The organism is Bacillus sp. AFS017336 (assembly GCF_002555445.1).
Classification (GTDB): domain Bacteria; phylum Bacillota; class Bacilli; order Bacillales; family Bacillaceae_G; genus Gottfriedia.
The window spans coordinates 141,162-158,767 of sequence record NZ_NUCO01000024.1 but is presented as its reverse complement, the minus strand read 5'-3'; the positions used below and the strand labels follow the sequence as shown (position 1 = coordinate 158,767).

Sequence of the window (17,606 nt, the reverse complement as noted above, 5' to 3'; positions counted from 1 at the left end):
GAAAGTTATGGAAAATAAACCAATGCATTTTGATGGCAGTGGAATGAGTGAAGAATCATTTGAGCAAAACTTCGAACAAGAAGATTTTCAAGTTACAGAGGAAATGAGAAAAAGTATAAGTGGAAATCCTTATTTATTTGAGTGATACTTTTTAAGCGGTACATTGTATCGCTTTTTTATTTTATTTTATTTTTTTGATTAATCCTATGTTAAATAGCTCCTTAATCAAATATGATTAATAGAAAAAGGAGAGGTATAAATGGGATCATTTGCAAAAACGCCAAATCCGCCTTACTATGCGGTAATTTTTTGTTCTAATAGAACTGAAGGAGATAATGGTTACAGTAAGATGTCCGAAAAAATGGTTGAATTAGCTTCAAGCCAACAAGGATTTCTAGGAGTGGAGAGTGCTCGAGATGATGAAATGGGTATAACTGTTTCGTATTGGGAGTCATTGGAAGCGATTAAAACATGGAAAGAACATGCGGTTCATAAAGTTGCACAAGAACGTGGAAAAAAAGACTGGTATGAATCTTTCGCGTTAAGAGTGTGTAAAGTTGAAAGAGATCGTTTTTTTGAAATGTAAAATATTATCGCCGTCAATAATACAGGAGTATATAACGGTGAGAAAGCTCAGATGTAAAAATATAAAATAATTGGAATTAATTTGAATGAAAATGATAGTTATTATCAATACTATAAATAAGAAAGGGCAACCTCCTAAATAGGTTACCCTTAATTGTTTATAATCCTGGATCAAATGTTTTGCAATCTGTTTCAGCATTGTTTGCAGCTTGTTTCCCTTTATGACTTACAACATAAATGGAATCTGCACTACATTGGTTTCCAGAAGCCCAATATTTACAATTATCAACTTCACAAAGTACATCTTTTGCCATAGTAAGACACCTCCTTAATTTTATCATTAACATTAATAAGAGGATTGATACATATTTGAATCGCTTTTTTTAATGTAAATTAATACAAGGTGTAAATCTTTATATGGCGAGTAAAAACCTTATCGATTAATTAGATAAGGTTTTTAGTTTACCTATTACTTTTAAGTTTCTTGATCTTGATTAAACATATTTGAAATTGAATATACTAACTCTGTAAAACCCCATATTTTTTTGAGTTCTAACTAAATCCACAATTTTATCTTCACCATCATAAAAATGATAAAAGATAAAATTGTATACCAAAACTAGCTATTTATGGTATAATTCCTTATAAAATATACTGAATATTTAATTATGGTATACCAAAGGTAAGGGGAGGATGTTGGAACGTGTTGAAGTATATGTTTGCTTTAGTAATCTTTTTCTATTTATTATCCTCTTTGTTTCAATGGGATTTGCAAATTTATATCTCTTGTTTATGTATTTTTATTGTTCTATATACAATGTTTACGGTTAAGTCACTCGTTAGAACAATTGGAAGTATTTTTTTACTAATTGGGTTCATTCTACTTTGGAGAAATCATGCTAGTTTAAAAGACTATATCCTGTCATTTGGACCAATGCTAGATTTGCTAACTTTATTTGCACTAATTCCTATATTAGGTTTTCCGGTCAGACTGGGAGGTTATGCTAATGGAATTCAAGCGATTATACAGAAGAAAGTAAAAACATCCGGACAGTTGTATATTATGACATCGGGAATTTCTTATTTTTTAAGTATGTTTATGAATCTAGCAACCTTACCGATGACATATTATTCCATTCAACCATCTTTAAGTCTTTTTTCTATTAAAAAAGAAGAACGTTTTATGAGTAGAGCGATCACACATGGATTTGCAATGCCACTACTTTGGGCGCCAATTACACCAATCGTTGGGATTGTAATCGGTGTAACGGGGGTAAGTTGGGTATCAATTCTACCGTATGTGCTGCCTTTAAGTATATTGGGGGTCGCGTTAGATTGGATATTAGCCTCAAGAAATTCACGAAAAAGTGTTACGAAGGGTCTTAGAAATAATTTAATACCAGATGAAACAGCAGCTTCACTAGAAGGAGTAGCTACTCAAGGAAAAGTTTTTCATATTTTCATAGCAATCCTGATTTTCAATCTGATCATTTCATTTGCCGAACATCTTTTTTCCTATTCATTTGTTATTATCGTTTCAATTCTAGTTATTCCATTTGCATTTAGTTGGTCTCTTCTCATTAAGCAACAAAGTGCATTTTTACATAATTTAAAAGAGTATTTTCAATCCTACTCCTTTAAAATGAAAGACCAATTTTTTATATTTTTGTCAGCTGGCTTTTTTATTTCCGTAGTCAAAGGAACGAATATAAGTGAAACAGTAAATTTAGCAGTTACTCATTTTAAGGATATTGTAGGACCAGAAGTATTTTTAATTCTTTTACCATTAATTCCATTAGCATTTGCTTTTACGGGGCTTCATCCTGCGGTAACTTTGACGTTAATGGCAGAAGCGCTAGACCCACAAAGTTTAGGTATTTCACCGTATATATTAACTGTTTCATTACTAGCAGGAGCCATTTCAGCATTTTTAGTAGGACCATACAACGCTACGATCGGATTAATGTCGAGTATCGTGAAAGAGAGTTCGTTTAAAGTATCGAATTGGAATATTCCTTATACAATTAGTTATTTAATTATGATTATGCTTTATTTATGTGGTTTAGAGTGGCTTTTTTAGAAAAATAGAACTGACAAAAGACAACAGTTAGTAGTTGTCTTTTTATTTTATCTATTATGAAAGGATAAATTGGGAATGTATAAGAAAAATCGGCGTAGTTTCCGATTTTAGGAATAAGTAACTACACCTTATAAAAAGGGGGGGGCTTTTTTATATGTTGAATAGTATCCGAATATAGAAATAGGTGGGCAAAAGTTTAGACTATTTTCAGTTGCCTGAGGAAATTAGTAAGTGCAGTTCAAATATATTTTTTAAATTAAAAATAGCACTGTAGCAGTGCTATTTCTAAGTAATCTATACAGATAATACGTCCGATTTAACTAATTTTGAATGCTGAGAGTCTTCACTGTTACCTTGGGCTTTAACAATTTCGTATAACTCTTCATGTGCCGCTTCGATTGTATCAAACGTCTCAAAGAACTTTACGCGAATATCATTCACATATTCTTTTCCTTCATACTTTTCGTAAAGTTTGATTTTAATATTGTCGTCTAATACTTCAGCAATGGTGTATTTCGCTTTTAGTTCTTCAAAAAAGTAGAAGTGGTATGTTTCGATTGCCTTTAATCCCTCGTTATCTACAATCGTTTGAAACGTGTCTTTATTCGTTAATACAATATACTTACCCATCTTTGCACACTCCTCATCTAATTATGTAGTATTGAGCATTAGGTATTTTGTATACCAAATTTCTATTCATAGTGTAATACATAAAAAAAAATTAAGCAATATAATTTTCAGAATTTTTAATAAAAACAAAAAATGCTTTGAAGAAAAAATAAAGTTTGATTAGATAAGTTTTTAATGTTAAAGATTTCCAAATGAATAATAGTGTTTACATTATAAAAAATTCGAATTATAATCAGAGTAAATTTTTGAAATTTTAAGAAAATTAAATTGGAGGGATACAAATGCCAAAAGTACGCTTGCATGTTGAAGGAGAAATCATTGAGCAAGAAGTGCGTGATAACGCGAATCTAGTAGTGTTGGCAGGCATCCGTCAATTCCCGAAGCTAAAATATGGGTGCGGGATGGGCAAATGTACAAAATGCGCTTGTAGAGTGTTAGAAGGAGCAGAGAAGCTTGATCCGCCAAACTGGAAAGAGCAGAAAATGTTAGGAGAAAAAGTAGAAGAAGGCATGCGTTTATGCTGTCAGCTAACGATCAAAGACGATATTGTCATTTCACAGGAACATATAATTGCCCCAATACCGAAAGTTGCAAAACCAGTTAATGCCCAATAATTTTTTTTGCATCATTTAGGTATACAATATACCTCGCTAATCTGAAATTAAATTCACATGAACTAAAGTAGAAATATTTGTAAGCGGATACACTTACCGTGAAAGGAGGTGAAAATATGAAAGCATTCTTGTTAACTGAGATGACTTGGGAAGAAGTAAAGGATGCGTTACATACTGTAAAACTTGCAATTATTCCAGTTGGTGCACACGAACAGCATGGCCCGCACATGGTTGAAAGCTGTGATGCTGTACTTGCAGAGAAAATGGCTAATAAACTAGCAGAAAAAATGCATCCTCATGTAATCGTAACACCGACTGTTAATATGGGAGTTTCACATCATCATTTGAATTTTCCAGGAACTATATCTTTACAACCGACTACGCTTATAGCAATTTTAAAAGATATGATCATATCTCTTAAACATCATGGAATTGAAAAATTTTTATTATTAAACTCACACGGTGGCAATCAGTCAACATTAAATGTTGCCTGCACTATGTTGTCGGATGAGCTAGATGCAGAGATTTATTATGCTAAAACGACTGCATCTGCCAAACTTTCAATCTCAGAATCTATTCACTCGCCGTTATTCGGGCACAGCTGTGAACGAGAAGTGTCTGAGGCACTTTACTTGGCTCCTCATTTAATTAGACCTAATAAAATTACAAAAGGAAGTATTACTAGCGAGAGTAGGTGGAAACAGCTACGACCTGGTAAAGCAATTCAAGGATTTTATCGATATGAAGAAATGACGACTAATGGTTGCATTGGGGATGCAACGAAAGCAAGTTACGAAATAGGGGAAAAAATCGTAGAAGAAGCACTTGAAAATCTTTCACTCGAACTTCAAAAGCTATTACATCTAGAAGAAGAATGTAAGTTGTAAGTACCTATAAATGAGAGGGTGGAGTTTATGGATTTAACTGTTGCTCACTGGCTTTATGGTATCATGACACTTGTTGTAATTGTGACAATGTTGTTTCGAAAAGGGGTTGTACTTCCTACCATCATTGGGACCTTTCTTGTTTCCATCGCTTATAAGGGATCAGTTGTTGGTGGATTTCAAGCGTTGTTCAATGCAAACCTTGTTGCAGCGAAAGAACTTTTTACCATCTTTTTAATCATCACTTTTATGGTGGCTTTATTACATTCCTTAAAAGATACTGGTGCAGATGAAAGAATGATTGCTCCGATGCAAAAGGTGATGAAAAACGGTCATATCGCTTTTGCTGTTTTACTAGTTGTAACATACGTTATTTCCTTATTCTTCTGGCCTACTCCAGCCGTACCGCTTATTTGTACCTTATTAGTACCTGCGGCTATTCGTGCTGGTTTATCGCCAATTGCTTGTGCTATGGTAGTCTCGATTGCAGGACAAGGTATGGCACTTTCTTCAGACTATATAATGCAGATCGCACCAATGCTTACTGCTAAATCTGCTGGTATTCCAACATCAGCTGTATCAGGTAAAGTGTTAATTCTTTCTCTTATTACAGGGGGAGTTGCGATCGCGATTACGTATTTAACTGAACGAAAATCTATCGGTAAAATGAAAGGTGAAGCTTCATTACAACATTTACAGTCACTTATAGACAAAAATTCTTCTGCAAATGAAATTGCTGCTGCAACAGAAAGCACTGTAGATACTAGAGAGCGTGAAAAATGGGGGAAAATCTTTGCTGTTATAGTCCCACTTTCACTACTAGCAGTTATTATATTCATGTTTTCAACGAAGCTTGGTAATAGTAAAATGGGTGGTTTTGAAGGAGGAGACGGTGCAGCATTTATAGGTGGTGTTGCGACAATGCTATTAGTCGTAACATGTGTAGCCTTCCGTCGTTTACAAGCTCTTGATAAAATTAGTGAGCATATTACAGAAGGATTCGTATTTGCGTTTCGTGCAATGGGACCAGTTATTCCGATTGCAGCGTTCTTCTTTTTAGGAAGTTCGGACTTTAGTGGTACAATTTTTTCTTTAGGAGAAAATGTGGCAAAGCCGGCTTTCTTAGTTGATTTAGTGCAAGCTGGCCAATCAATTATTCCACATAATTCGGTATTAACTTCATTTGGTCTATTAATTACGGGAGCTATTACAGGGTTAGAAGGATCAGGATTTTCTGGATTACCATTAGTTGGAGCTCTATCAGGTGCATTGGCTCCAGGTGTAGGAATGGATGCAGGTACGTTAGGTGCAATCGGACAAATGGGATCTGTTTGGACAGGTGGCGGTACATTAATTGCATGGTCTTCATTGGTAGCGGTTGCAAGTTTTTGTGGCGTAAACGTTTTAGAGTTAGCTAGGAAAAACCTACTTCCTGTTACTGCAGGATTAATAGTCTCTACCATTGTCGCTCTGGTTATATGGTAGAGCATCTCTTTAAATTTTAGAAAAATTAGAAAATTTAGTAAAAATGTATTTACAAATAAAAATGAATGGGTTACTATAAGGTTAGTTGGTATACCAAATACAAAATACAAATAAATACTCGGATTTAGTAGTTTTTATCGGTATATTTAGCGGTTTGGTATACTTCGATTTTTTACCTAATCTATTAAACTACATAAACATATTGAAGGAGGAGTTTGGAATGACTAGATTATTATCAAAAGATGAGTTTCGTAAGGAGTTAGAGGAAGCGATTAAAGGGAACCATAGCCAAAAGGCACCATTTACTGTAGCATGGGCTGAAGGAAAATTAGAGCGTAGCCACTTCGCTCGCTGGGCTGAAAACCATTACCATTATGTTGGACCTTTTGCAGATTACTTAGCTTATATCTACCATAACACTCCAAACTTACCAAAATTTGAAGACGCTAAAGATTTCACTTTACAAAATATGTATGAAGAAGAGATCGCTGGCGATCGTCATACAGACTTATTAATCAGATTTGCTGAAGCTTGTGGAACAACTCGTGAGCGAGTATTAGATCCTAATAACATGGCTGCAACAACATTAGGTTTACAAAGCTGGTGCTTTGCAGTAGCAGCGCGTGAAAACTTCGTAGTTGCAACTGCAGCTTTAGTAGTAGGACTTGAGTCTCAAGTTCCTGACATTTATCGTAAGCAAACTCCAGCTCTACGTGAAAAGTACAACTTTACAGATGAAGAGATTGAATTCTTCGACTTACACATCGTATCAGATGAAATTCATGGAGAGCGCGGATATAAAATCGTACTTGATCATGCTGATACTCCAGAACTACAACAACGTTGCTTAGAAGTAGTTCGTACTGGTGCAAAAATGCGCCGCATGTACATGGATGGCTTATGGAGAGAATATCTTGAGAAGGATCTTGGTGCTCTAGTACAAGCATAATAAGTAAAAAACTAAAATGGCAGTTTCCGACTAGGGAACTGCCATCTTGTTCAGAAAGGATGATAGATTTGTTAACTACTAAACTGGAAACTTTTAAAAATTACATATGTGGAGAGTGGATCGAGTCTTCAAATAATAAAACGTTCCAAAGCGTTAACCCGGCAAATAAGGAAGAGATTGTCGGCATATTTCAAGCATCAACAGAGCAAGATGTGAACCAAGCGATTGAAGCAGCAAGCAAAGCATTTCCTGAATGGGCACAAACTCCTCCTTCTAAACGTGCTGCAATTTTAAATAAGGCGGCAGCAATTCTTGAACAAAGAGTCGATCAACTAGCTGATGAGTTAACACGCGAAGAAGGGAAAATCATAAGCGCAGCTAAACAGGAGGTACTTCGTTCAGCAGAGACGCTTCGTTATTATGCAATTGAAGGACAAAGCTTTACAGGAGAAACATTCCCGAATGATGATCCAAATATGAGAGTAACAACAGAACGTGAACCGCTTGGAGTCATTTCAGTTATTACGCCTTGGAACTTCCCATTATCTATACCATCTAGAAAAATTGCTCCTGCATTGATTACTGGAAATACGGTTGTATTCAAGCCATCCTCTGATACACCTTTAATTGCTTTTCGACTTGTTGAAGCCTTGCACGATGCTGGTATCCCAAAAGGGGTAATCAATTTCGTTACAGGAAGTTCGTCTGATATCGGGGATATTTTAGTTAAACATTCTGCTATTCGTGGAGTTACTTTTACTGGATCTACTAGTGCTGGGGAGCATATTCATAAAAACACATCCTTTACGACAAGAACACAAATGGAACTTGGTGGAAAAAACCCACTAATTGTAATGGATGACGCAGATGTAGACTTAGCAGTGAATCTGACAGTGAATGGAGGCTTTCATCTTACTGGTCAGGCATGTACGGGTACTAGTCGTGTCATTGTTATGAAAGAAGTAAAAGAGCAATTTGTTCAGAAATTAGTAGAAAAAACGAGCGCTTTAAGAATCGGTGACGGATTTGATGAAAGTGTCATTATTGGACCGCTTGCAAATGAAAAGCAGTTAAAAAACGTTCTGAAATATATTGAAATTGGAAAAGGTGAGGGCGCGTTACTTGAATACGGTGGTCAACAACTTTCGTATGGTAATTACAAAAATGGCTACTATATCGAACCAGCAATATTCACGAATGTAAAGCCGGATATGCGCATTGCGAAAGAAGAGATTTTCGGACCAGTAGTAGCTGTGATTGAAGTTGAAAGCTATGAAGAAGCCGTTTCAATTGCTAATGATGTTGAATATGGGTTATCTGCATCGATTGTTACAAATAATTTGAAACTGGCTCATCAATTTACGAAAGATGTTCAGGCGGGGACTGTCAAAGTAAATCGTACAACAACAGGTAATTTAATGAACGCTCCATTTGGTGGAGTAAAACGATCTAGTACTTCTACGTTCCGTGAGTCAGGCAGAGTCGGACTTGAATTCTTTACTCAAATAAAAACAGTTTATATCGGTTATTAAGGAGGCATTTTTAATGAAGACAATATTGAAAATAGAACTAGAAGAAGCAAAAGTAATGATTGAGGCTGCAAAGAAAAAATCAGAAGAAATTAACGTACCAGAAACGATTGCAATTGTAGATGATGGAGGGTATGTTATTGCGCTTGAACGTATGAATGGTGCTCGTATTACTGGTCCAGAAATTGCGATTGCTAAAGCATATACTGCGGCAGGGCACAAGCGTTCGACTCATTTGTTTAATACAGAGCCTAATGGACCAGCTCTTCCAGGAAATGAGGCATTTGGCATACAACATATGTTAAATGGAAAATTTGCTATTTTTGTTGGAGGTTTTCCAATCGTAGTTAACGGAGAAGTTATTGGCGGTGTGGGGATTAGTGGCGGAAATGGAGCGCAGGATACAGCTGTAGGGACTGCAGCTCTGCAAGCTTTACAAGAGCTACTTTCAAATGATGGTTATGAAGTCATTACGGATGCAGACATAAAAAAATAATAGTTTAGAGGCGGTTAGGTGTTGTCCCTACATCGCCTTTTTTGGTATACAAACATTTTAATAATATAATAAATGGGAGTAAAGTTCTTAATTGAAGATACATAAGCTGTTAATTATAAGGCAGATTACATAGTGAGTTAGAGGGGACAGATAATAGAATGTGATAAATGAACTATAAATGTTATGCAAGGCTAAAATTGTGCAAAAGGTTTTAAGGTAGGTATTTCTTCCTTCTGCTCGATTACTCCAATAAAAGATATTATAATAGAAATATCAATTTACTTTTGAAGAAATGGTGTTACACTATTTTAAAATAGGCAAGAAATGAGAGGCAGGTGATTTGAATGGAAATGGAAACGAATTTTCTTTCAATCCGAGAACATGCGTATAGATATTTAAAAGAATTGATTTTAGAAGGGCATTATAAGCCAGGTGATCGCTTAATTGAACGGGAACTAGCTGTAAAGCTGAACATTAGCCGTACACCTATTAGAGAAGCTTTATTCCGCTTAGAATCACAAGGGTTTGTGAAAACGGTTCCGCGTAAAGGAGTCATCGTTTCGAATATTTCTGATGAAGATATTATGGAAGTGTTTACGATTTTATCTTCACTAGAAGTGCTTGCAGCAAAATTGGCTGCGCAAAAGATGACAGACGAAATTCAAAAAGAATTCGATCAAAAAATCGAAGCGCTTCTCTATATAGAAGAACACTCGGATGAAAACTTTGAAAACGAACATATTGAAATGAATCTTTTACTATACAAAGCAGCAAAAAGTCCTAAGCTATTTGAAATTTTATCTGGCTTAACAGATTATATCCATATGTCTGCCAATATGGGTTACGAAGCACCTGGAAGACGTAAGGAATCATTAAGGGAACATATTGAAATCATGAAAGCAGTACGAAATAAAGAAGTAGAAATGTCGGAGTATTTAACAAAAATTCACATTGAAAATTCTAGACGTGCTTACATGAACTACATAGAAAAAAGAAAAGAGAAAACGACATAAATGTAGTTGATTAAGAATATGATCCTATCGGTTTTATGTCCAAATTGATTTATTCTAAAATAAAAGCCACTAATAGTTAGACTTTTTATATGTCTATACTATTAGTGGCTTTTTGTTATGAACGTAGAAAGTTAGTTACTAATTACACATACAGTAAAAGGGAAAATATTATACTCCAATCACTATAGAGGAAGTTCTACTTTTTAATGCATTACAAATACTCATCGCTACAATATAGCCAGTCTTTGGATTAGTAGCAGAAGGAATATTTTGTACCTTCACTTCCATCTCACCAAAATAGCCGTTTACGAAAATTTGATGTGTATTACGGGTTATAGTTGGATCAACGTATACTTCAACTTTTGTTTTATCAAATCCTACTCCTGCAAGACTTAATGTAGCTGAAACATTAGTGCTCTCCGGAAAAAGCTTAGAAGATTCTCTTGCAACACCACTGTAAATGCAAAATGGTTCTTTAACAGTGTTCAAGTCTATCTTTTCTTCTGCAATAGTCCCTCTCCAAGCACTTGGTGGTTTTCTAGTTACAAGTTTCACTTCGTCAACACTCTGTAGCATTGAAGCAGCCACACGATCCAATCCAGCAATTGCAGCAGAAGGGATAATGATCCTGCTGTTATTAAGATTTGCAGCGGTTTCCAGTTCTGCTAAAAGTGTATCATCTGCTAGTGCGCCAACAGAAGCAATAACAAAATCACTATTAGAAGATAGAGCCCTTTTTCCATATTTGTAGACAGCTTCATGACCTGCAGCTTCAATAATAACATCCAATCCTAACGCGAAAAAAGCTTCTTCGTTGTCGTAAAATAAGTCGCTTATTTGCGCTTCGTATTGGTCCTTCCTTCGCACGAGTACTGCTTTTAGCATGACGTCTCCGGCTTTTCCTTCGTTTATATATTTGATGATATCCTGTCCAATCGCTCCATAACCTATTAGTCCAATTTTAAGCAAAGTAACCACCCCTATTTTTTTGAAAATTCAGATGTATTTGGTATACAAAATATTATATCAAACCGGAATACAAAAACAAATAGAGTAATATAAATTAAGAAAAATAGCTAAAAATATGTATTTTTAATATTGTCAGAAAATTGTAAATATGGTATATTGTATACCAAAGAGGTAAAGGGGAGGATTTATATTATGCCGAAGCTGAATTTTGCTACTAGTGGAAAGGTATTAGAAGTACCGGAAAACTCCAATATTTTACGTATGTCTCTTCGTTTTGATGGAGAATTACCAAATCGATGCGGTGGAGGCGTTTGTGGCTCCTGCGTCTGTAAAATTGAAGAGGGTACTGTTGATCATATAAAAGTACAAGAACGTCGAAAGCTTGGGGAAGAATGGTTGAGTAAAGGGTATCGTTTAGGTTGTCAAGCTTTCATCAATGACGAAGATGTAACGATTTCCTGGGATAAAGAAGTAACAGAAGAAGTGAAAAAACGAAAATTAGATCATCCGAAAAAGAAAGTGACTACTATACCATAAACTATTTTAGGAGCGGGAGTGAATTATATGTTGTTAGCTTGCGATAAACATATGAAAGAAGCCTTAAAGTTAGTAGGAATGCCACAAATTCAAAAAGCTCCAACTGGTGAAACATGTTCTTTTTGTAATACGGAGACTTCACTTTTAGTTAGCATGGTTAATCAACCTAAGCCAATTAAGAAGATGCCATGTGGCAAATGTAAAACATGCTCTTGTCTGATTGCAAATTAAAAGAACGATAAACTAAAGGGATTGATTTTATGAAACAATTAAACATCTTTATCGCCTTTTTTAGAAGCAGTATGCTTGGATATGGAGGTGGACCTTCGACCATTCCTTTAGTACATAAAGAAGTGGTTGATCGTTTTAAATGGATGAACGATGAAGAATTCGGTGATGTTCTAGCAATTGGAAATACGTTACCAGGACCAATCAATACAAAAATGGCAGGATACATCGGATTCAAAGTTGGTGGCTCGCTGGGGATGATCAATGCAATTATCGCGACGATCCTACCGACGATTATCTTAATGGTTATTCTATTAACAACACTCGTTACATTTAAAGATTTAAAATGGGTGCAAGGGATGACTAAAGCCATCGTTCCAGTAGTTGGAGTAATGCTTGGTGTATTAACTTGGCAATTTGTACAAGGCTCGGTTAAGGGGCTAAAATGGCCATTTACAATCGGTCACATTTTGGTAGGCGTTGTTTTAATGCAATATTTTCATATACATCCAGGATTTATTATTGGTGGTCTCTTGATATTTGCATTAGTTAAGCCAACCAATTCAGTTGAAAGTAAAAAATCAAAAGGACTGTCTGCATAATGGTATATTGGAACATTTTCTGGTCGTTTTTTGTTGCTAATATTTTAGGGTATGGCGGGGGCCCAGCGACAATTCCTCTTATTCAAAAAGAAGTGATCGCAAGAGGATGGCTAACGCATCAAGAATTTAATGAGGCTCTTGCTATGGGGAATTCTCTTCCAGGTCCGATTGCTACGAAAATGGCGGGATATATCGGATTTCATGAGGGAGGAATATTAGGTTCGTTTTTAGCAGTATTCGCTACAGTAGCGCCCTCTCTGATCCTCATGTTGACTTTAATGGGAATTTTGTATAAATATCGTCATTCGATCCAAGTTAAGCGAATGACACTATACGTCAAACCGACTATCGCTGTATTACTTGGTGTCATGGCATATAATTCATTTCATGATTCATATTCTCAAATCGGTATCGGGCAATTTCTATTTTTAGGAGTAATTAGCTACATATTAATGGAGAAAGTAAAACTACATCCAGCATTTATTGTAATGGGAGCTTTGTTGTACGGTGGATTAAATTTATAACTCGTAAAAAGGGTAAGCAAATTTTCATTAAATTTTGCTTACCCTTTTTTGCACATTAAGAAAGTATAAATTGGCATCGGTGGAGAAAAATCGACGTAGCGGCCAATTTTGAGATAAGTATAAGTGCAACTACGCCGCTGTCTTCACCTGATGGCTCGCCAATCGGCGAGTTTTCTTTACAATTTATACTTTGGTTTGTAGTTTGTTATTGTAATTTGCTTTCAACTTGTTGGCAAATTTGGTCAGCCGTTAAGCCACTTGCCTCAATTACTGATCCTTGTGTAGCAGTATCTTGCATTCCCATAACGTTTGAATCAAGTCCTGTTACTACACAGCAATCACAACCATTTGCATCTGATTCTTGTTTTAATTCAACTACATCATGCCCTGCTGAACGTAATGCTTCTTGGACATTTGTTAAAGATTGTTCTACTCCGATTCTAGCCATAAAAAACACCTCCTCAGAAATATAAGATTTGCAATTAATAGGAAAATTATTCTTTGAATAAAGAAGTTAACGTTTAGAAAAAGTAAAGATGGAGGTGATTGAAATGGGAAAAACTAAAAAAGATCCATCTAGAGCTGGCTTAGGGTCACCAAATGTACAAGGTCAAGGGACTACTACATCTGAAACAGGTGTGGAAATGTCTTCAAGTAGAAAAAAACAAAAAAGAGATTAATTTTAGACTGTTAATCTTTCAGATGAAAATGTTTAGCCACCTATAAATAGGTGGTTTTTGATTTTAACTTAAAAATAGTGATCAATGTAAAAGGATTCTACTATCTATAAGAAGAATTAAGAATTTAATTAAATAATTTTTTGATTTTTCTAAAGTACATTACAACAATATTTTGGAGTAATGTATTTTCTTTTTAATTAAAAATAATAGGGGAGTAGATGAATAGATGAATCATATTGTAAATGGTGACGTGGTTGGTGGGAAAATACAAGCTTTAAATGGGAATATAAACGTCTGGAGAGAAATGTATGATTTTGGGCCACTGAGTAATGAGTGGTCTTTGGAAGAAACATATCGAAAAAGAGCAGAGTTTTTTGAACAAAAGCTACAAATTCCTGCCGATTTTTTTATTGAAAATTGTCAAAAACAATATCGATTATTAAATGAACTATCACGTACTGAGGAAGTTGTTTTATGGTTCGAACATGATCGCTACGATCAAGTGACGATTCTATATTTATTAACAGAATTATCATCACTTGGATTTCAAAAAATTTCAATGGTTAGTATCAATGAATATGAAGGTTTTGATCCTTTTCATGGATTAGGTCAGCTATCTTCTGAACAATTAATTGAATTACTTCCAACTAAACAAGAAATGACAACAGAACAAATTGAAGAGGCATGTGCAGGATGGAAAGCTTATCGATCAGAAAGTTTGGAGGAACTTGATAAGTTTATTCAAGAATGTCATTCACTCCCATTTTTAAAGCAAGCCTTATTACGTCATAAAACTTATTTTCCATCTTCACAGAATGGATTAAATGAAGTAGAATGTTTAGCTTTATCAATGATTAATGAAGGAATTAACACCTTTGCAGTACTATTTAATAAACTCGTCAGACAAAGAACAAATGATGGATTAAGTGATTTATATTTTGCCGCAATTTTAAATGAATTAATGAAGGGTGATTATCCGCTAATAAGCAGTAATAGTGAATTACCAAGTTATAAACAACATAACCCAAAAGCAAAGATTGATTTAACAAGTTGGGGATTAGATGTACTAAATGGAAAAGCAAATCGAATTCATTTAAATGGAATCGATTGGTGGGTTGGAGGAGTTCATCTATTCGAAAAGCCCACAATGTAAATACTGAAAGAAGAATAAAATAAATGGCAGGTATTCATAATGGATGTTGTATTTAAAGCAGAAAACAATGTATTTAATTTAAGGGTAGCAGGTATTTGGATTAAAAACGGGCATGTACTAATTCATAGGCTAGCAAGTGAATCAATTTGGTCCTTACCTGGAGGTAGAATTAAATTAAATGAAGAATCACATATAAGCTTAAAAAGAGAATTTATTGAAGAACTCGGCATAGAAGTTGACATCGAAAAAATGATGTGGACTGTAGAAAACTTCTTTCATTACAATGGCAAAGATATTCATGAAGTTGGTCTTTACTATAAAGTTAAAAGTGAACAGAAGATTATTCATATGATGAATAAATCGTTTTATGGTCGTGAAGGTGATAGACTAATATTTAAATGGGTACCGATTGAGAATCTTGAAGAAATTGAATTATATCCAGAATTTTTGCGAACAAAATTAAAGGATTTTTCAACGGAAAATCATTTTATTGTTAAATAGTTGAATGAGTTAAGAGGTGGTGGTTTAAATGCGCCCAATTTTATTGGGAATATTAGCAGCATTTTTCTTTTCAATAACATTTATTTTAAACCACTCAATGGAATTATCCGGTGGAAGTTGGATTTGGAGCGCGTCATTAAGGTACTTTTTTATGGTTCCTTTTTTAATGATGATCGTAATTTCTAGAAGAAATCTTACTGTTTTATTGAAAGAAATGAAAAGGAATTTAAAAAGTTGGATTTTATGGTCAACAATTGGATTTGGTTTGTTTTATGCACCAATCTGTTTTGCAGCGGTTTATTCTCCAGGTTGGCTAATAGCTAGTACATGGCAAATCACGATTTTATCTGGTTCATTGTTAGCGCCTTTATTTTTTATTTCAGTGCGAACACCTAATGGTCTACAAAAGAAACGTGGCCAAATTCCATTTAAAGGGCTAGGGATGTCATTATTAATTATATTTGGTATTTTATTAATGCAGATGGAGTTAGCTACAAAAATAGCTGTTTCAACAGTATTAATTGGCATTTTACCAGTCATTATTGCTTCCTTTTCCTATCCACTTGGTAATCGGAAAATGATGGAAATATGTGATGGAAAGCTGGATGTATATCAACGTGTTTTAGGTATGACTTTAGCAAGTTTACCATTTTGGCTTATTCTTTCAATCTATGGGTTTTATACGGTAGGGCTGCCGAGTCAAAGCCAAATTTCACAATCATTAATTGTAGCGATCTCATCAGGAGTGATTGCAACTATATTATTTTTTCAAGCAACTGACTTGGTCAGAGGAAATATGCAAAAATTAGGCGCGGTAGAAGCGACCCAATCAATGGAAGTATTGTTTACAGTAATTGGTGAGATTTTCTTCTTATCTTCAGCACTTCCAACGATAATTTCTTGGATTGGTATGCTTATTATAATGGTAGGTATGATCTTACATAGCTATTTATCACAGAAAGAAAAAGTCTTAAAGCAAGATAAAGAGACTGTTAATTTATGAGCTGGAATCTATTTTTATCCCAGAATTTGAAAAGAGGTAATTAACTTGAATAAAGAATTCAGAGAATCACTTGTACTAGATGAAAGTAAGAATTCGATATCCATTTTAACACCAAAAGATTTCTCCTTTAAAGAATGCTTAGTGTTTTTAGCAAGGTCGAATAATGAAGTACTCCATCAAGTTAAAGGGGAGTATTTTTTTAAGCTTATTAAAGTAGAAAATGAATTAATTTTACTCAAAGTCAGCAGTGACCAAAATCGAGTTTTGATTGAGTTTCCTGACCAAATTTTGCGTGACGAAATAAGAGTAGCTGCAGCAGCATTTGTTTGGGATTTATTTGATTTAGATCGAAATCTTACAGATTTCTATCAATTAAGTAAAAATGATCAATTGCTACAGCAACTAATTAATCAGCATTTCGGACTTAGAGTAATAGGAATTCCAGATTTATTTGAAGCATTTACATGGGCAATTATGGGGCAGCAAATCAATCTTACATTCGCATTTTCTTTAAAACGAAGCTTTGTTGAAACATATGGAGAGAGTTTTAAATGGCAGGATGAAATTTTTTGGCTATTTCCAACTCCGAATGTAATAGCCGAACTAGAAGTTTCAGATTTAACTAGCCTAAAATTCACTACTCGAAAAGCAGAGTATGTTATTGGGATTGCAAAACTTATGGCAGACGGTCTCATTTCAAAAGAATATTTGCAAGAATTAGGCTCTTATGAGAAGAAGCTAAGTAAACTAGTAGAAATTCGAGGCGTTGGTAATTGGACAGCAGATTATGTTTTAATGAAATGTTTAAAAGAAAAATCTGCTTTTCCAATTGCTGATGTAGGAATACATAATGCTTTAAAAAATCTACTATCTTTAGAGAAAAAGCCTTCAGTAGAAGAAATCAAGAAATTGTCGACAAGCTGGGAAGGTTGGGAAGCATACGTAACTTTTTATTTATGGAGATCTTTATATTCCTAATATGTGATGTGTTTATCCGGTAAAGTTGAAAAATCCCTCTATTATTCGATATATAATTGGATTTTATTGTTAAAATAATGGATAGTAACATGAGTAGTTGGGGGAACATCATGAAAAGATTTATATTACTCAAATACGAATAATGCATCTAAGGGCAAAACATTTA

23 protein-coding genes are annotated in these 17,606 nt (G+C 34.7%); 19 read left to right on the top strand and 4 right to left on the bottom strand.

What is annotated here, in order from left to right; genetic code table 11:
• Nucleotides 1-7 precede the first annotated feature (7 nt).
• Complete coding sequence (locus CN601_RS26965) at nt 8-145, top strand: hypothetical protein (protein WP_179865567.1); 138 nt, start codon at nt 8-10, stop codon at nt 143-145.
• Between the two features lie 114 nt (nt 146-259).
• Nucleotides 260-586 (top strand): antibiotic biosynthesis monooxygenase family protein, encoded by a 327-nt coding sequence (locus tag CN601_RS15065; RefSeq protein ID WP_098171491.1) that lies wholly within the window; start codon nt 260-262, stop codon nt 584-586.
• A 157-nt stretch (nt 587-743) separates the two neighbouring features.
• Here CN601_RS15065 and CN601_RS15060 read toward each other — a convergent pair whose 3' ends face one another.
• Nucleotides 744-899, bottom strand: coding sequence for a DUF1540 domain-containing protein (locus CN601_RS15060; protein WP_098117084.1), 156 nt, complete (start codon nt 897-899; stop codon nt 744-746).
• 389 nt (nt 900-1,288) lie between these two features.
• Between CN601_RS15060 and CN601_RS15055 the strand changes: the two genes are divergently transcribed.
• Nucleotides 1,289-2,665: a hypothetical protein gene (locus CN601_RS15055; RefSeq protein WP_098117085.1), complete on the top strand. Its 1,377-nt coding sequence runs from the start codon at nt 1,289-1,291 to the stop codon at nt 2,663-2,665.
• A gap of 294 nt (nt 2,666-2,959) precedes the next feature.
• Here CN601_RS15055 and CN601_RS15050 read toward each other — a convergent pair whose 3' ends face one another.
• A complete protein-coding gene (locus CN601_RS15050) occupies nt 2,960-3,295 on the bottom strand; it encodes a hypothetical protein (protein ID WP_098117086.1) in 336 nt (111 codons plus the stop codon).
• Nucleotides 3,296-3,576: 281 nt separating this feature from the next.
• Here CN601_RS15050 and CN601_RS15045 point away from each other — a divergent pair, with 281 nt between their 5' ends.
• The 7 genes from CN601_RS15045 (at nt 3,577) to CN601_RS15015 (ending at nt 10,265) form a co-directional block, all read left to right on the top strand.
• Nucleotides 3,577-3,909, top strand: a complete 333-nt coding sequence (locus CN601_RS15045; protein ID WP_098117087.1) for a 2Fe-2S iron-sulfur cluster-binding protein — start codon at nt 3,577-3,579, stop codon at nt 3,907-3,909.
• Between the two features lie 116 nt (nt 3,910-4,025).
• A complete protein-coding gene (locus CN601_RS15040; RefSeq protein WP_098171490.1) occupies nt 4,026-4,796 on the top strand; it encodes a creatininase family protein in 771 nt (256 codons plus the stop codon).
• A 27-nt stretch (nt 4,797-4,823) separates the two neighbouring features.
• Nucleotides 4,824-6,278: a hypothetical protein gene (locus CN601_RS15035; RefSeq protein ID WP_098171489.1), complete on the top strand. Its 1,455-nt coding sequence runs from the start codon at nt 4,824-4,826 to the stop codon at nt 6,276-6,278.
• 220 nt (nt 6,279-6,498) lie between these two features.
• Nucleotides 6,499-7,227, top strand: coding sequence for an iron-containing redox enzyme family protein (locus CN601_RS15030; RefSeq protein WP_098117090.1), 729 nt, complete (start codon nt 6,499-6,501; stop codon nt 7,225-7,227).
• A 59-nt stretch (nt 7,228-7,286) separates the two neighbouring features.
• Nucleotides 7,287-8,759: an aldehyde dehydrogenase family protein gene (locus CN601_RS15025; RefSeq protein WP_098171488.1), complete on the top strand. Its 1,473-nt coding sequence runs from the start codon at nt 7,287-7,289 to the stop codon at nt 8,757-8,759.
• A 13-nt stretch (nt 8,760-8,772) separates the two neighbouring features.
• Nucleotides 8,773-9,252: a GlcG/HbpS family heme-binding protein gene (locus CN601_RS15020; RefSeq protein ID WP_098117092.1), complete on the top strand. Its 480-nt coding sequence runs from the start codon at nt 8,773-8,775 to the stop codon at nt 9,250-9,252.
• A 344-nt stretch (nt 9,253-9,596) separates the two neighbouring features.
• Nucleotides 9,597-10,265, top strand: coding sequence for a GntR family transcriptional regulator (locus tag CN601_RS15015; RefSeq protein ID WP_098117093.1), 669 nt, complete (start codon nt 9,597-9,599; stop codon nt 10,263-10,265).
• Nucleotides 10,266-10,433: 168 nt separating this feature from the next.
• Here CN601_RS15015 and CN601_RS15010 read toward each other — a convergent pair whose 3' ends face one another.
• Nucleotides 10,434-11,243 (bottom strand): aspartate dehydrogenase, encoded by an 810-nt coding sequence (locus tag CN601_RS15010; protein ID WP_257131719.1) that lies wholly within the window; start codon nt 11,241-11,243, stop codon nt 10,434-10,436.
• 183 nt (nt 11,244-11,426) lie between these two features.
• On the opposite strand from CN601_RS15010, the gene CN601_RS15005 reads away from it, so the two are divergent.
• The 4 genes from CN601_RS15005 to CN601_RS14990 are packed head-to-tail and all read left to right on the top strand — an operon-like array spanning nt 11,427 to nt 13,125.
• Nucleotides 11,427-11,771, top strand: coding sequence for a 2Fe-2S iron-sulfur cluster-binding protein (locus tag CN601_RS15005; RefSeq protein WP_098171486.1), 345 nt, complete (start codon nt 11,427-11,429; stop codon nt 11,769-11,771).
• A gap of 18 nt (nt 11,772-11,789) precedes the next feature.
• Entirely contained in the window at nt 11,790-12,002 is a 213-nt protein-coding gene (locus CN601_RS15000; RefSeq protein ID WP_179865566.1) for a hypothetical protein, read from the top strand.
• Nucleotides 12,003-12,031: 29 nt separating this feature from the next.
• Entirely contained in the window at nt 12,032-12,601 is a 570-nt protein-coding gene (locus CN601_RS14995) for a chromate transporter (protein WP_098117097.1), read from the top strand.
• Complete coding sequence (locus CN601_RS14990) at nt 12,601-13,125, top strand: chromate transporter (RefSeq protein WP_098117098.1); 525 nt, start codon at nt 12,601-12,603, stop codon at nt 13,123-13,125. Before CN601_RS14995 ends, CN601_RS14990 begins: the two co-directional genes overlap by 1 nt.
• Nucleotides 13,126-13,330: 205 nt before the next feature.
• Here the strand turns inward: CN601_RS14990 and CN601_RS14985 are convergent, their stop codons facing one another.
• Entirely contained in the window at nt 13,331-13,573 is a 243-nt protein-coding gene (locus tag CN601_RS14985; protein ID WP_098117099.1) for a YkuS family protein, read from the bottom strand.
• Nucleotides 13,574-13,676: 103 nt separating this feature from the next.
• Here CN601_RS14985 and CN601_RS14980 point away from each other — a divergent pair, with 103 nt between their 5' ends.
• The 5 genes from CN601_RS14980 to CN601_RS14960 all read left to right on the top strand — a co-directional run bounded on the left by CN601_RS14980 (nt 13,677) and on the right by CN601_RS14960 (nt 17,440).
• Nucleotides 13,677-13,805 carry a YuzL family protein gene (locus CN601_RS14980; RefSeq protein WP_098117100.1) on the top strand — a complete coding sequence of 43 codons (129 nt, stop codon included), beginning with the start codon at nt 13,677-13,679 and terminating at the stop codon, nt 13,803-13,805.
• A gap of 226 nt (nt 13,806-14,031) precedes the next feature.
• Nucleotides 14,032-14,958 carry a DUF1835 domain-containing protein gene (locus CN601_RS14975; RefSeq protein ID WP_098171484.1) on the top strand — a complete coding sequence of 309 codons (927 nt, stop codon included), beginning with the start codon at nt 14,032-14,034 and terminating at the stop codon, nt 14,956-14,958.
• A gap of 39 nt (nt 14,959-14,997) precedes the next feature.
• A complete protein-coding gene (locus CN601_RS14970; protein ID WP_098171483.1) occupies nt 14,998-15,459 on the top strand; it encodes an NUDIX hydrolase in 462 nt (153 codons plus the stop codon).
• A 28-nt stretch (nt 15,460-15,487) separates the two neighbouring features.
• Nucleotides 15,488-16,462: a DMT family transporter gene (locus tag CN601_RS14965; protein ID WP_098171482.1), complete on the top strand. Its 975-nt coding sequence runs from the start codon at nt 15,488-15,490 to the stop codon at nt 16,460-16,462.
• Between the two features lie 45 nt (nt 16,463-16,507).
• Nucleotides 16,508-17,440, top strand: coding sequence for a DNA-3-methyladenine glycosylase family protein (locus tag CN601_RS14960; protein WP_257131718.1), 933 nt, complete (start codon nt 16,508-16,510; stop codon nt 17,438-17,440).
• Nucleotides 17,441-17,606: the final 166 nt, after the last annotated feature.

Bases quoted from the DNA above. Each gene is read 5' to 3' on its own strand.
- CN601_RS15025 (WP_098171488.1), top strand. From the start codon at position 7,287: ATGATAGATTTGTTAACTACTAAACTGGAAACTTTTAAAAATTACATA.
- CN601_RS15015 (WP_098117093.1), top strand. From the start codon at position 9,597: ATGGAAATGGAAACGAATTTTCTTTCAATCCGAGAACATGCGTATAGA.
- CN601_RS26965 (WP_179865567.1), top strand. From the start codon at position 8: ATGGAAAATAAACCAATGCATTTTGATGGCAGTGGAATGAGTGAAGAA.
- CN601_RS15030 (WP_098117090.1), top strand. From the start codon at position 6,499: ATGACTAGATTATTATCAAAAGATGAGTTTCGTAAGGAGTTAGAGGAA.
- CN601_RS14970 (WP_098171483.1), top strand. From the start codon at position 14,998: ATGGATGTTGTATTTAAAGCAGAAAACAATGTATTTAATTTAAGGGTA.
- CN601_RS14990 (WP_098117098.1), top strand. From the start codon at position 12,601: ATGGTATATTGGAACATTTTCTGGTCGTTTTTTGTTGCTAATATTTTA.
- CN601_RS14985 (WP_098117099.1), bottom strand. From the start codon at position 13,573: ATGGCTAGAATCGGAGTAGAACAATCTTTAACAAATGTCCAAGAAGCA.
- CN601_RS15065 (WP_098171491.1), top strand. From the start codon at position 260: ATGGGATCATTTGCAAAAACGCCAAATCCGCCTTACTATGCGGTAATT.
- CN601_RS15040 (WP_098171490.1), top strand. From the start codon at position 4,026: ATGAAAGCATTCTTGTTAACTGAGATGACTTGGGAAGAAGTAAAGGAT.
- CN601_RS15020 (WP_098117092.1), top strand. From the start codon at position 8,773: ATGAAGACAATATTGAAAATAGAACTAGAAGAAGCAAAAGTAATGATT.
- CN601_RS15050 (WP_098117086.1), bottom strand. From the start codon at position 3,295: ATGGGTAAGTATATTGTATTAACGAATAAAGACACGTTTCAAACGATT.
- CN601_RS15060 (WP_098117084.1), bottom strand. From the start codon at position 899: ATGGCAAAAGATGTACTTTGTGAAGTTGATAATTGTAAATATTGGGCT.
- CN601_RS14975 (WP_098171484.1), top strand. From the start codon at position 14,032: ATGAATCATATTGTAAATGGTGACGTGGTTGGTGGGAAAATACAAGCT.
- CN601_RS15005 (WP_098171486.1), top strand. From the start codon at position 11,427: ATGCCGAAGCTGAATTTTGCTACTAGTGGAAAGGTATTAGAAGTACCG.
- CN601_RS14995 (WP_098117097.1), top strand. From the start codon at position 12,032: ATGAAACAATTAAACATCTTTATCGCCTTTTTTAGAAGCAGTATGCTT.
- CN601_RS14980 (WP_098117100.1), top strand. From the start codon at position 13,677: ATGGGAAAAACTAAAAAAGATCCATCTAGAGCTGGCTTAGGGTCACCA.
- CN601_RS14965 (WP_098171482.1), top strand. From the start codon at position 15,488: ATGCGCCCAATTTTATTGGGAATATTAGCAGCATTTTTCTTTTCAATA.
- CN601_RS15035 (WP_098171489.1), top strand. From the start codon at position 4,824: ATGGATTTAACTGTTGCTCACTGGCTTTATGGTATCATGACACTTGTT.
- CN601_RS15045 (WP_098117087.1), top strand. From the start codon at position 3,577: ATGCCAAAAGTACGCTTGCATGTTGAAGGAGAAATCATTGAGCAAGAA.